This window comes from Ruegeria sp. AM7 (genome assembly GCF_056535965.1).
Genome location: NZ_JBQFJE010000001.1, coordinates 476601 through 490229 on the forward strand (window position 1 = coordinate 476601; position 13629 = coordinate 490229).

Sequence of the window (13629 nt, forward strand, 5' to 3'; positions counted from 1 at the left end):
AGCTCAGATCACAAAGCCTTTGATCAGAACCAGCGCCCTGTGGCGATTGCCGTCGGCGCGACTGGTGCAGGGTCGGAAACCGTTGATAGTACTTGGTAGGACACATCTGTGGCTGCCGGCGCATCAAACCCGACAAATCGCGAGACCGATCCACCGCTGCCACTTAGGGCAGGTTTGGTCCCAGAGGCAAAGGCAATTGGAAAGGTCCAACTGTTTTGCCCGCTTGAAAAAATCGCGCCTTCGCCGATGGTGCAGCCTACTGCGCTCAGATTGACTGTACAGATTTGAGTGCCGTCTGCGAAACGAACAAATTCACCATTTGCGTTCGAGCCCCGCTCGATCACCGCGCCTGTCGGCGTGCCTGATGTTTGTGACACAGATCCTAGCACGTTGCCGGGGCTATAGCCAAAATCCGCCCGCATCAAACGACCCGCAGTTGCGTCCGAAGCACTGCTTTGAATCGCTGCACCAGTTGCAATTGCAGTTGTCGGATCGAAAACAAGGGCATCTGTCCATGTATTCCCATCCGCCGAAACCTTGATTGAAAAACCAGTTGAGCCTGCCAGTCCCATTTCGGCGTGACCGGTCCAGTTGGATTGAAACAAAAGCGAAGCGGTATCCCCCGCGCTTGCCTTGTTGATCTTTAACTGGTGGCTATTGCCCTCATGGCTCAGCAATGTGGCAGAAGAACGAACCGAGAGGCGGTTTGTTGCGTCCGAGGTCGTTGCGACGCCTATCCCGTCCAGATTCTGCGTTGCCCCTGCCGGCACAACCCAATCCGAGCCCGTCCAGGCTTTCACACGCCCGGCGCTGATGTCCCACGCTCTCCAGCCAATATCTGGCGCTACAAAGTGCCACGCATTATCCAACCATGCCGCAAGCATGTTTTCCTGACCTGACCATTCACCAACCGGAGCTTCACCCACGGCATGAACTTCACCCTGCGCTGGGGCCACTGGTGGGTTTGATGCACCGGTTGCCACGACGCTTAATTGAACAATCACATCCAATTGCCGTAAGGCTTCGTTATGAGTGACGTGCTTTTGCGCTTGCGAGGGTTGAATGAATGGTAAATCCAAGCGGGGTGAAACTTGTGGCATTGGGGCGTGTCCTCCTGAAGATGCTGGTCCGACAATTGCTTTGCGCGCCAAACTGCCATCAAATGGATGAATCCACGCTAAGCGGGCAGAACGCTTCCGAAAGAAAGTGGTAAGTTTTCTGTCAGGTTGCCCGAAAAAGAAAAGGCACCCAAAACCGGGTGCCTTTGTACTGAGATAATGGGGCGGAAATTATTGGGCTGCTTGGTCAGTCGCCATCGTATCGTGCAGATATTCCCGCAGGTCGTCGCGCAGATCGGGTCGGGCCAATGCAAAAGCCACGGTTGCTTGTAGAAATCCAGCCTTCGAGCCGCAGTCGAAACGTTGTCCTTCGAACTTGTGCCCAAATACTGGCACACCATTTCCGATATCCTCGGCAATCGCGTCCGTCAGCTGAATCTCACCACCGCTGCCTTTTTTCTTCTGGTTCAGATTATACAGAACCGATGGGCCCAGAATGTAGCGGCCGATCACGGCGAGGTTCGAAGGTGCCTCATCCGGTTTGGGTTTTTCGACCATGCCACGGGCGCGAACGACTTGTCCGATATTCTCACCTACGTCCAAAACACCATATGAGATAGTTTTTTCCTGAGGAACTTCCATCGCGGCAACCATGTTTCCGCCGGTTTCCTCGTAGGCTTCGACCATTTGCTGCAAGCATGGTTTGTCCGCGGCGATGACGTCATCAGGTAACATGACGGCAAAGGGCTCATCCCCGATCAATCGGCGAGCACACCACACAGCATGGCCTAGCCCCAAGGCTTTGTGCTGCCTGATATACGCGATTGCGCCACTTTCCATGTTGGTTTCATCCAGCACTTCAAGCAGCTCGTCTTTACCCTTGGCCTTGAGTTCTTGCTCCAGGATATGGTTGTGATCAAAATAGTCCTCAAGCGCGGATTTGCCGCGTGATGTGACAAAGATGAATTCCTTGATGCCAGCCGCGCGCGCTTCGTCAATTGCGTATTGGACCAGCGGACGATCGACCAGAGTCATGATCTCTTTGGGGACGGATTTCGTCGCAGGCAGAAAGCGGGTACCCAGTCCCGCAACCGGGAAAATCGCTTTGGTAACCTTGCGTACCATTGTACCTCTCAGTTTTTAAAATTTGCACCGAAGTCCAGAGGCTTCGGTACGTTGTCTTAGGCCGTGAACCCGGAATGTTCAATGACCTCGCGAGACCGCTAGGGAAACAGGAGAAATCGTGCCATCCCTACGCAGCGAAGTCAAAACGATCCATTGTCACATGCGAATGAAACTTTACCTTTCGTGTTATATTTGGAAACTATCTTATATTTTAGAGTGAGATAGTTGCCAAAAGGGCGCCTAATTGATGGAAAAACAAGCAGGTTTGCATTATGCATTGGCCATAATGCTTTCCAGTGGATCATGTTCCGCAACGAAGTGATCGGGCTTAATTTCGTTAAGTTGCGGGACATAGTCCTCTTGGCCAGCGGACAGGCGACTGGGGAGAAACCGCAGGGCAGCCTTCGGATCCATCGGCGAGGGAAGCTCACCCGGGATCTTCAAGCGTTGGCGGCTCCGTTCCACATCTGGGTCAGGGATCGGAACAGCCGATATCAGAGACTTGGTATAGGGATGGATCGGATCAGAACAGATCACCTCGCCATCGCCAAGTTCCACGATGCGGCCTAGATATAAAACCATAATCCGATTGGACACGGCACGGACAACCGATAGATCGTGACTAATGAAGATCATGGAGAGACCGAATTCTTGCTGCAACTCACGAAGCAACTCCACGATCTGCGCCTGAATGGACACGTCCAAAGCCGAGACCGCCTCGTCGCAGATGATCAATTTGGGTTTGTTGATCATAGCGCGCGCGATGCCAACCCGTTGGTTCTGACCGCCCGACAACTCGTGCGGATAACGGTTGATCATGTTGGCGTTTAAGCCCACACGCTCCATCATTTCGCTGACCATCTGCTTGCGCTCGCGGTCCGTCAGATCAGGGCGATAGGTCTTGAGCGGCTCGGCGATCGAAGCCGAGATTGTCATGCGCGGATCGAGGCTAGCCAATGGGTCTTGAAAGACGATTTGCAAGTCCTTGCGGTACTTGTTCAGCTCGGCGCGCTTCAGACCTACAATAGGATGGCCCAACCAGCTGACATTTCCGCCACTGGGTTCTATCAGTTGCAACACGGCGCGCGCCAGCGTGGACTTGCCGCAGCCGGATTCGCCCACAACGCCCAGAGTTTCACCCTTGCGGATGTCAAAGCTGACGCCATCGACGGCCTTGAGCGGCACTTTGCGCCCGAACAGCCCGCCTTTGACGTTGATCGGGAAATGCACCTTGACGTCATCGACCTTGAGCAGCGGTTCTTCGACCTTCTCCAACGCCTTGGGCGCATCGCCCGCATCAATGCGTGGCATCGCCTCGAGAAGGGTGCGGGTATAGTCGTGCTGCGGGTCGCGGAAGATTTCGCGGGTGTCTCCGGCTTCGACAAATTCGCCCATGCGCATGACCTGAATGCGGTCGCACATACGGGCGACTACGCCCATATCATGGGTGATCAGGGCAATCGCGGTGCCTTCGTCCTTTTGCAGGCGCACCATCAGGTCAAGAATGTCGGCCTGAACGGTCACGTCCAGCGCCGTTGTCGGTTCGTCCGCGATCAGCAGTTTGGGATTGCACAGCATCGACATGGCGATCATCACGCGCTGACGCATCCCGCCTGACAGCTCGTGCGGGTATTGATCCAGTCGCCGCGCGGCCTCGGGGATGCGGACGCGGTTCAGCCAGTCCAGACAGCGGGCCCGCGCCTTCGCGCCTTGTAGCCCTTCGTGCACCTGAAGAACCTCGCGCATTTGCTGGCCGATCCGCAGATGCGGGGTAAGCGCCGTCAATGGGTCCTGAAAGATCATGCCCACGTCTGAGCCACGGATCTTGTTCAGGCGGTTGATCGGTAGGTTCAGGACTTCGGTGCCGTTCAATTTGGCTGACCCAAGCGCCCGACCAGCAGGTGGCAGCAAGCCCATCGCCGCCATGAAGGTTTGGCTTTTGCCCGACCCGCTTTCACCCACGATGCCAAGGCATTCGCCGGGGTTTATGTCGAAGCTGATGCCTTTGACGGCCTCGACCACGCCATCGGGGGTGTCGAACTGGACCTTCAGGTCTTTTACGGAAAACAGGCTCATATCAGCGATCCTTCGGGTCCAGAGCGTCACGCAGACCATCCCCGATGAAGAACATCGTGATGATGATGGCGACGTAGAAAGTCAGCGGGAACATCAATTGCCACAAGGTGCCATACCCCATGGTTCCGGCCCCTTCCGCGATCAAACGACCCAGCGAGGTGTAAGGTTCTGAAATCCCCAGCCCAAGGAACGAGATAAAGCTCTCGGTCAGGATCATTTCAGGCACCAGAAGCGAGGCATAGACGATCACCACGCCCAGCAAGTTGGGCAGGATATGGCGGTACATGATCGTGAATTCGCTGACGCCTGCGGCGCGGGCGGCCTCGATAAACTCACGGTTTTTCAGGGTCAGGGTCTGACCCCGTACGATCCGCGCCATGGTCAGCCAGCCTACCGCGCCAAGGGCGATGAAAAGCATGAAGAAGGATCGACCCGCCACGACAAGCAGCAGAATAATCACCAGTGTTGCCGGGATCGCCAGCAAGATGTCGACAAAGCGCATCATGACGCTGTCGGTCCTGCCGCCGATATAGCCGGCGGCGATGCCATAGCAGGTGCCCACGATTAGCGCCGTGGCCGCCCCGATCAGACCGACTAGCAGCGATGTGGTGGTGGCCTGTATGACGCGGCTGTACAGATCGCGCCCCAAATCATCGACGCCAAAGAAATGGCCCGTTTCGACCGAGGGCATACCCATGCCCTGCACGTCACCCATGACGTTCCAGTCGATCTCTTCGTTGTTCCAGACCGCGAAGTAGGGCCCGATGAGGGTGAACAGAACGATCAGCGCCAATATGATTACGCTGGCCATCGCGGCCTTGTTGCGCACAAAGCGCATCCGTGCGTCCTGCCACAGTGAACGCCCCTGAATGACCGTGTAGTCGGTGACATCTTCGGCCAGATGGGCGGCTTTTTGAGATTTCCCAAGCATGTTTCGCCCCTTAGTACCGGATTTTCGGATCGAACCAGGCATAGGCCAGGTCGGTCAGAAGGTTCACGATGACGGTCAACGCGCCATAGAGGATCGTCACCCCCAATAGCACCGCATAGTCGCGCGACAGGGCCGAGCTGACATAGGCTTGTCCCAGCCCGCCGGTCGAGAAATAGATGTCCACGAAGACCGAGCCGGTCAGAACATAGACGAAGACCGGGCCCAGATAGGACACCACAGGCAAGAGCGTCGGTTTCAACGCATGGCGCCAGATCACGGTTCTGGTCGGCAGGCCTTTGGCCCGCGCGGTGCGGATGAAGTTCGAGTTCAGAACCTCGAGCATCGACGAGCGTGTGATCCGCGCAATCGAGCCGACATACGAGGTCGCGAGCGCGATGACGGGCATAATCAGGTAGGGCCATTGCCCTCCGTTCCAGCCACCGCCCGGTAGCCAGCCCAGCCACAGGGTGAAGGTCAGGATCAGGATCGGGCCCATGATGAAGTTCGGCAGCGCCTGTGCTGCAATGCCCAGACCGACGGCGAAATAGTCGATCCAGCTATTGTGCTTGATGGCCGCCGCAATCCCCAGGCCCACGCCAATCGTGGTAGCAAACAGGAACGACAGCGACCCATAAGTCAGCGAGATCGGGAAACCTTGGGCGATGATGTCGTTTACATCGCGGTCCTTGAACTTGAAGGATGGTCCGAAATCGAAATGCACCACGATGTTATAAAGATAGTCCCAAAGCTGTTTCCACAGCGGCTGGTCCAGCCCATAGCGTGCCTCGATATTGGCCAGTACCGCAGGCGGCAGAGGCCGTTCCGAGGTGAAAGGCCCACCGGGCGCGAAGTGCATCAAAAAGAAACAGGCGACGATCAGCAACAAGATCGTCGGAACGGCGACCAACAGCCGCCGGATGATATAGGCAAGCATTTCATGCCCCCAATTATTGGCTGTGCCCCAAAAGCGGTTCTTGGGGCACAGCGGGATCTAAAGGTGATTACTCGGCTGTTTTGTAGAGGTTTTTGGAGTACCAGTTCTGCTCTACGTTATTGACCGGCCAGTTCCCCACATCGCTGTCCATCATGTAGACGCCAGCATAGTGATAGATCGGGATGACGGGGGTCTCTTGCGCGATAATGCGCTCAACTTCGGTGTAAAGCGGCGCGGCATCGTCCGAGATTTTGGCTTGCGTCAGCAGCTCATCCACTTTCGGATTGTTGTACTTGCCGTCGTTATAGCCCGAATCCGATTGCAACAGGTCCAGGAAGGTCGAGGCTTCGTTATAGTCGCCACACCATGCGCCACGGGCCAAATCGAAGTTCTGGTTGCCGCGTTCTTCCAGGAAGACTTTCCATTCCATGTTGGCCAGTTCGACCTGCACACCCAGCTTTTGCTTCCACATCTGGCTTAGGGCAACGGCGACCTTCTTGTGGGCTTCGTCGGTGTTATAGACCATCTCGAAGCTCAGCGGATTGTCGGGGCCGTAGCCTGCCTCGGCAAGCAGTTCTTTGGCCAGTTCGTCGCGTTCTTGCTGCGACATTGATGCCATTTCAACAGCCGGAACCGTAAAACCTGCGGTCGCTTCGGGAACAAAGGTATAGGCTGGCGGTTCGCCACCGGCTTTTACATTGCGGGTAATGATGTCACGGTCAACGGCCAGCGACAGAGCCTGACGGACCTTGGGGTCCTTGAACTCTTCAGGGCCGCCTTCTGACAGGTTGAACGTATAGTAATAGTTGCACAGACGCGGGAAGCTGATGGCCTCTTCCGGGTGTTCTTTCTGCAGGCGTGGGAATTGACCTGCGGGAACTTCGGTGCGGTCCAACTCACCAGCCAGATAGCGGGTCAGGGCCACGTTTTCATCGTTGATGACGAGGGCTACGACCTTTTCGATAATCGTGTTGTCGTTGTCCCAATACATCTCGTTACGCTCGCGGACCGAACGTTCCTGCGGCAGATGCTCGGTCAGGACATAGGCGCCGTTCGACACGATGTTGCCGGGCTTGGTCCATTCGTCGCCGAATTCTTCAACTACTTTCTGAGGAGCAGGGAAGGTGGTCGAATGCGTGGTCATCTGGGCGAAATAGGGTAGTGGAGCGCTTAGTTTCACTTCCAGAGTATGGTCGTCGATGGCTGTGACACCCAGTTCATCAACGGATTTTTCACCTGCGATAATCTCGGATGCGTTTTCGATCGACATCAGCTCCATGTACCACGCATAGGGCGAGGATAGAGCGGGATCGACGGCACGTTTCCAGGCAAAAACGAAATCGCCTGCTGTAACCGGATCGCCGTTGGACCAATTAGCGTTGTCTCGCAGGGTGAAGGTGTAGACATCTTTGGCGTCATTCGTTGTAAAGCCCGTTGCTACACCTGGAACCAGATTTCCGTCTTCGTCCTGATTCATCAGACCTTCGAACAGGTCGCGGACGATTTCAGCGCCTGACACATCTTCGACCACCTGTGGATCGACCGAGCTGTGCTCGTCCAGAATGCGGTAGGTAAACGTCTGGTCATCTGCCAGCGCTTCGCCGGTTTCGGGATGCGTGCCAGCTGCCAAGACCGCGCCGCTGATCATGGTTGAGGTCAGCAGACCTGCTAGTGAAGTTCGAATATATTTGTTCATGTTTGTATTCTCCCGTTTTTGGGGGCGACACACGCATAGCCCGTCAGAGCGGTCACTGACCTCTCTGATTGTCCGGCTCGGATCGAGCTCGGGACGGGTTCACAGTTTGCTTTGTCAGATCGCAATAAACACCGCGTCGCAGTCTTTCGGTTGCAGTCGGAAACGTGGTTGCGAAAGTCGCCCTTCACTGGGGCTGACGTTGGCATTATTTCAAAAAAGGTTAAAGCCTTTGCCTGCAAATTGGGCAATCTAACGTCAATTGTGAATGAAAACGGGTCCTATCCGGCAATAAAATAATTTAGCGCGGGCGCTTCTTGACACTTTTGTGAAGCCACTCGGAAACGGGTTGACGCTTTACGCTTGGTAATGGCTCTAGCATAGTCTGTGAAAACAGCGAATCGCTATTTGGCCAGAGTCGCTTTCATTGAAGCTGCGGGGAAACAGGTCGGGATACGGCCGGTTTGTTCCTGCCACCGGCCGATAGAGCGGCGCGTCTTGAATCCAGGTAAACCATCCGCTCCGCCCACGTCGTGCCCTTGAGCTTCTAATGCTTTCTGCATTGCTGCAATGTCTGATCGGTAAAGCGGGTCTATCGCACCCCAACGTCCCTTGAAGTCGCCGATTTGGTACTGGATGCGATCGCTTACGTGGCCGACAAACAGTGCATACAGATCGCTGTTGTTGTATCGTTTCAGCACATAGAAATTTGGTGTAACCAGAAATGCTGGCCCGTTTCGACCAGCAGGCATCATCAGATATCCTTCTTCGGGCAGTTCATGCTGTGGGAATGGTTTCCCCGACACTCGCTGAATGCCCAGTTTGGCCCAATCACGAATAAGCTTACCCTGATCAGGCCCCTCGTTTGCGCAGGACACAGATAGGGGAACCGTGACTTCAAATCCCCAATCGCGGCCCGGCACCCAGCCATGCCGCGCAAGATAGTACGCAATTGAAGACAAAGTATCGTCAACCGAAGTCCAGATGTCTGCGTGTCCGTCTCCGTTTCCGTCAACCGCATGTTCAAGATAATTCGAGGGCATGAACTGGGGCTGCCCAAGAGCTCCGGCCCAACTGCTTTTTATCCTACCTGGTGGGGCGTGGCCCGCCTCGGCAATCTCGAGCGCTGCGATCAGTTCTTTGGTGAACAGTTCCGCCCGCGTGCTCATAAACGCTTTGGTAGCCAGAACCTGTATGGCGTCATGCCGGATGGGCACTTGACCGTATCCGCTTTCTCGTCCCCAAATAGCCAACACTATGCGGGCAGGGACACCGGTTTCAGTTTCAACTCGGGCAAGCACTGCGTCATGGCGGCGGGCCATCTTACGCCCAACCGAGGTGGCACCTTGCACTGAGCCAGGGTTGAAATAGCGGGCAGGCGCACCGAATTCGGCCTGTTTCTGTTGCGTCGGCTGCACCCTGTGTGTTCCGAGTGGAACCAGGTCGGGAAGATCCCAGTTGAGCATCACACCGTCAAATGCTCGCTGAAAAGTGTGTTTTGAAACGCCCTTGGCTTTTGCCTTCGGCCAAATGGTTTCACCAATCCAAGCCTGAAATTGGTGTTCGATAGCAGCGCGGTCCTGAGCCCGCGCAACAGTCGTGCAAAGCAGAAGAGCAAGAAAACAAAAAATCCAACGCATTTCCGAATTGTCTCAACCTAGGTGTTCCGCAAGTCAATAGTGTCGTTTGTATAAGGCAGGGGTTGATCGCAAAGGAATACGAACAATTTGGGGTTTTGGAAAACTCTTGAGAAATCGGCTGACTCTGTTGATAGTTCAGCCAGACCATATGCCGTAGGAGGGCGAACAGGCGTGGCCCATTTCAGAGTGTCATCCGCTGTGTTGCCAATCGCCGCATTGGTTCTGACCGCGGGGTTGTTTGCACATGTGGCCCATGCTGCCGACAGTTTTCTGGAGCCGCAAGGCCCCATCGCAGCCGTTCAGAAAACACATCTGGTGCGAGCAACGCTGTTGATCCTGATTGCTGTTGTGCCGGTTTTATGCCTCGTACCTTTGATCGCAATCAGGTATCGCAGGCGCAAACAAAGTCAGTCAGCTTATGCCCCAAACTGGGACTTTTCGGCGCGTCTGGAGTTCTTGATGTGGGGCGTTCCGGTCGTGATCGTCGCGGTCTTGTCTTTCTATCTGTGGAAGGCAACTCACCGGTTGGATCCTTATGCAAACTCATTTGGTGAAGCGCCTTCCATCAATGTGCAGGTCGTAGGCTTAGACTGGAAATGGTTGTTTATCTATCCTGACCACGGCATCGCCACTGTAGGAGAGTTTGGGATACCTGTAGGGCAACAAGTCGCGATAACGTTGACGACTGACACCGTTATGCAGTCTTTCATGATCCCTGCGTTAGCCGGCCAGATTTACGCGATGCCGGGAATGACCACTCAACTGCATCTCGTCGCCAACACGCCAAAGACCATGCAGGGTGAAAACACGCAGTATAATGGCAGGGGCTTTACCAAGCAAAAATTCCTGACACAGGCCATGCAGTTGCAGGATTTCGATGCGTGGGTAAACAGCGTGCGCGCCAACGGTATTCCGCTAACAACCGAGACCTATAAAACACTGGCAATGCGCAGCGACAGGGACGAAGTTCAGGCTGCATTGGGTACCGCGACGATGCCTCTGAACGCCTTGTATTTCACACTGGATGACGGCAACTTGTTTCATTCTATTCTGCACCGTTACCACAGCGGCCAACCTTTGTCGGCAGCGCAACAGCCCGGGACCGTTTCATATGGTCAGGAGGGCGGACAATGACGATTGAGTACAGCGGAATATTCGGCCGCCTGAGTTGGGAATCTTTTCCGATTGCGGGGCTGATCCAGTCTCCGAACGCCAATGAGATCGTCGCCAACGCCGCCGCTGCGATTGTGATAGTCGGAGCAATAGCCGTTGTCGGCTTACTGACTTGGTTTCGTCTTTGGGGTCCACTGTGGCGCGATTGGCTGACCAGCGCGGATCACAAGAAAATCGGCATCATGTACATCGTCTTTGCCATCGTCATGTTGGCTCGGGGCGTTCTTGAAGGTGTTGTGATGCGCGCTCAGCAAGCCGCAGGCCCAGGTGAAGGTTTTCTGGAAGCTGAACACTTTGCCGAACTGTTCAGTACCCATGGCACAATCATGATTTTCTTTGTCGCGGTTCCTTTCGTGTTCGGCATTGCGAATTTTTTGGTTCCCCTGATGATCGGTGCACGAGATGTCGCCTTTCCGGTCATGAACCAGATCAGCCTTGGTCTTACGGTCTCCGCAGGCATGATGCTGATGGTGTCACTGGTGGTCGGAGAGTTCTCGACCGGTGGCTGGACGGCCTATCCACCCTATACCGGAGCAGCCTTTAACCCCGGTGTAGGGCCGGACTACTGGATCTGGGCCATTGTTGTGTCGGGTATCGGAACAACTCTGACAGGCATAAACTTCGCGGTAACGATCTATAAATTGCGCGCGCCCGGTATGACCTTCATGCGACTGCCGATGTATTGTTGGACGATCATCTGCAGTTCGATCCTGATCGTTTTCGCAATGCCACCGCTTGGCGTGGCGGCTCTGATGTTGGCGGCGGATCGATATCTGGACTTCCATTTTTTCACCAACGACCTTGGTGGGAATATGATGAACTATGCCAATCTGTTCTGGCTGTTCGGCCACCCCGAGGTCTATCTGCTGGTCCTTCCCGCGTATGGGATTTATTCCGAGATTTTCGCAACCTTTTCGGCGAAACGACTGTACGGCTACAACTCGCTTGTCATCGCCACGATGTCGATCGCGATTATGTCGTTCACGGTTTGGCTGCACCATTTTTTCACGATGGGTCAAAGCGCGCTGATAAATGCGGTGTTTGGGATTGCGACGATGCTGATCGCTATTCCGACCGGAGTGAAGGTTTATGACTGGATGGCCACACTGTTTCGGGGCCGTATCCGTTTCTCGGTCCCGATGCTGTATGGCCTCGCATTCCTTATGCTGTTTGTGATTGGCGGCCTCAGTGGCGTTCTTCTGGCTAATCCAACGTTGGATTATCAGGTTCACAACACGCTGTTTCTTGTCGCGCATTTCCACAACGTGTTGTTGCCCGGGGTGCTGTTTGGGTTGCTGGCCGGATATAACTACTGGTTCCCCAAGGCCTTTGGGTTTCGACTGAACGAAGTTTGGGGGCGACTGACGGTTGTTCTGTGGACAGTTGGGTTCATGTTGACCTTTTTGCCGCTGTATTTCGTCGGTCTGATGGGGATGCCCAGACGGTCTTTCAGTTGGGAGGACCCCAGCTTCCACCCCTATATGATCGTTGCGGCGCTTGGATCACTGGTGATCCTGTCAGCATTGCTGGCGGTCGTTGCGCAGCTATGGATCAGTATCAGAGACCGCGAGAAAACACGCGTGCCGGTTGGCGACCCATGGGATGCCCGCACTCTGGAATGGTCGACGCCGGCGCCGCCGCCGCCTTACAACTTCGCCATCATTCCCAACGTGACCGAGCGGGATGATTTTGCTGCGGCCAAGGAACGAAACGAAGCTTACCCGCAGCCTGAGGCTTACGAGGATATTTTGCTGCCGCGCAATACAGCGATCGGTTTCGTTTTGTGTGTCTTCAGTGGTGTTTGGATGTTCGCGCTTGTCTGGTGGATCTGGTGGTTGGCCGCGTTGATGAGCGTCCTTATCGTCGTGGCGTTCATCGCCTGGACGTTCCAAACGGACACCGAAGAGGTCATACCGGCCGCCGAGGTGCGCAAACAGCACGAAGCATGGCTTGAGATCGTGCGCAATGCGGACCCTGTCAATCGCGACCATGAATGCGCACCTGAGAACCGTGGTCTTGCGCGACCAGATATGGAGGCCGCAATATGAAGCGCGCTCCAACCCATAGTTACCCCGGATTGAATCTGGGCCGCAGGCATCCCGAAGCGGACAAGGCAAGTGAAGTCGTCACTTTCGGTTTTTGGGTCTTTCTAATGAGCGACCTTGTCTATTTTGGTCTGATGTTCGCGATCTACATCACCATGATAGACGCGCAGGCCGGTGGACCCGGTCCGCATGAGCTGTTCAACCTAAAGAGCATTTTTGCCCAAACGCTCATCTTGCTAACGAGCAGCTTGACTGTGGGATTGGCGATGCTGGCTCTGAAGTACAACCTGCCACGCTCACGCATTGTGATGTGGTTTGGCGTGACGCTGGTTCTGGGGCTGAGTTTTCTGGTTCTTGAAATGAGTGATTTTATGGCGATGGCTGAAAAGGGAGGCATTCCCCAACGCAGCGGGTTTCTGTCCGCTTTCTATGGCCTCGTTCCACTGCACGGCCTGCACGTTGCTGCCGGTTGCATCTGGTTGATCGTGCTTGGCATCCAGCTTCGCGTTTTTGGTCTGACAGACCTGCTTATGTCGCGGGTCGTGCGGTTGGCCTTGTTTTGGCATTTCCTTGACCTGATCTGGATCGGGATCATCACAATCGTTTATTTCGGAGGGCTTGCCTATGGATAAGCGAAGCGAAATGCACCGTCGGGAACGCCGCCGTTATCTTATAGGATATGGCGGCTCACTGCTGCTGACCATCTCTGTCTTCATGGCAGCGTTTGTCTTCGGCATTGCGACCAAGGGCGTCTATCTGACCATTGGATTGCTGGGACTTGCGCAATTGATTTTACAGCTGGTCTACTTCCTTCACATTGACCGCAGGCGCAGCAGCCGTGAAGATTTGGATCTTGTGTTGTTTTCAACGCTGGTTTTGCTGATCATCATAGTCGGTACAATCTGGATCATGGGAAATTTGGCGGTGCGCATGCACACGTTTCCAATGTAGTGA

The 13629-nt window shown here is 55.0% G+C and carries 11 protein-coding genes; 4 read left to right on the top strand and 7 right to left on the bottom strand.

The genetic code is table 11. The features are described from left to right. Positions 1-23 precede the first annotated feature (23 nt). The 7 genes from ACR3EG_RS02080 to ACR3EG_RS02110 form a co-directional block, all read right to left on the bottom strand. Positions 24-1100 carry a DUF2793 domain-containing protein gene (locus ACR3EG_RS02080; protein WP_480482486.1) on the bottom strand — a complete coding sequence of 359 codons (1077 nt, stop codon included), beginning with the start codon at positions 1098-1100 and terminating at the stop codon, positions 24-26. A gap of 189 nt (positions 1101-1289) precedes the next feature. Beyond that, the gene (gene galU, locus ACR3EG_RS02085) at positions 1290-2183 is read right to left on the bottom strand and encodes a UTP--glucose-1-phosphate uridylyltransferase GalU (RefSeq protein WP_209196326.1); all 894 of its coding nucleotides are present in this window, start codon (positions 2181-2183) and stop codon (positions 1290-1292) included. A gap of 270 nt (positions 2184-2453) precedes the next feature. Beyond that, complete coding sequence (locus ACR3EG_RS02090; protein WP_480482488.1) at positions 2454-4259, bottom strand: ABC transporter ATP-binding protein; 1806 nt, start codon at positions 4257-4259, stop codon at positions 2454-2456. Position 4260: 1 nt separating this feature from the next. Next, entirely contained in the window at positions 4261-5190 is a 930-nt protein-coding gene (locus tag ACR3EG_RS02095; protein ID WP_480482490.1) for an ABC transporter permease subunit, read from the bottom strand. Between the two features lie 10 nt (positions 5191-5200). Beyond that, complete coding sequence (oppB, locus tag ACR3EG_RS02100) at positions 5201-6124, bottom strand: oligopeptide ABC transporter permease OppB (RefSeq protein WP_480482492.1); 924 nt, start codon at positions 6122-6124, stop codon at positions 5201-5203. A gap of 67 nt (positions 6125-6191) precedes the next feature. Next, entirely contained in the window at positions 6192-7820 is a 1629-nt protein-coding gene (locus tag ACR3EG_RS02105; RefSeq protein ID WP_480482494.1) for a peptide ABC transporter substrate-binding protein, read from the bottom strand. A gap of 401 nt (positions 7821-8221) precedes the next feature. Then, complete coding sequence (locus ACR3EG_RS02110) at positions 8222-9457, bottom strand: lytic murein transglycosylase (RefSeq protein ID WP_480482496.1); 1236 nt, start codon at positions 9455-9457, stop codon at positions 8222-8224. A gap of 171 nt (positions 9458-9628) precedes the next feature. Between ACR3EG_RS02110 and ACR3EG_RS02115 the strand changes: the two genes are divergently transcribed. From ACR3EG_RS02115 to ACR3EG_RS02130, 4 genes are read left to right on the top strand one after another with little or no spacing between them, the layout of a single operon-like run. After that, the gene (locus ACR3EG_RS02115) at positions 9629-10591 is read left to right on the top strand and encodes a cytochrome ubiquinol oxidase subunit II (protein WP_480482498.1); all 963 of its coding nucleotides are present in this window, start codon (positions 9629-9631) and stop codon (positions 10589-10591) included. Continuing rightward, on the top strand, positions 10588-12678 hold the full coding sequence (locus tag ACR3EG_RS02120; RefSeq protein WP_480482500.1) for a cbb3-type cytochrome c oxidase subunit I: 2091 nt from the start codon (positions 10588-10590) through the stop codon (positions 12676-12678). Before ACR3EG_RS02115 ends, ACR3EG_RS02120 begins: the two co-directional genes overlap by 4 nt. Further along, positions 12675-13307 (top strand): cytochrome c oxidase subunit 3, encoded by a 633-nt coding sequence (locus ACR3EG_RS02125; RefSeq protein WP_170754238.1) that lies wholly within the window; start codon positions 12675-12677, stop codon positions 13305-13307. Before ACR3EG_RS02120 ends, ACR3EG_RS02125 begins: the two co-directional genes overlap by 4 nt. Continuing rightward, complete coding sequence (locus ACR3EG_RS02130) at positions 13300-13626, top strand: cytochrome o ubiquinol oxidase subunit IV (RefSeq protein ID WP_247742559.1); 327 nt, start codon at positions 13300-13302, stop codon at positions 13624-13626. The genes ACR3EG_RS02125 and ACR3EG_RS02130 overlap by 8 nt, the downstream gene beginning before the upstream one ends. Positions 13627-13629: the final 3 nt, after the last annotated feature.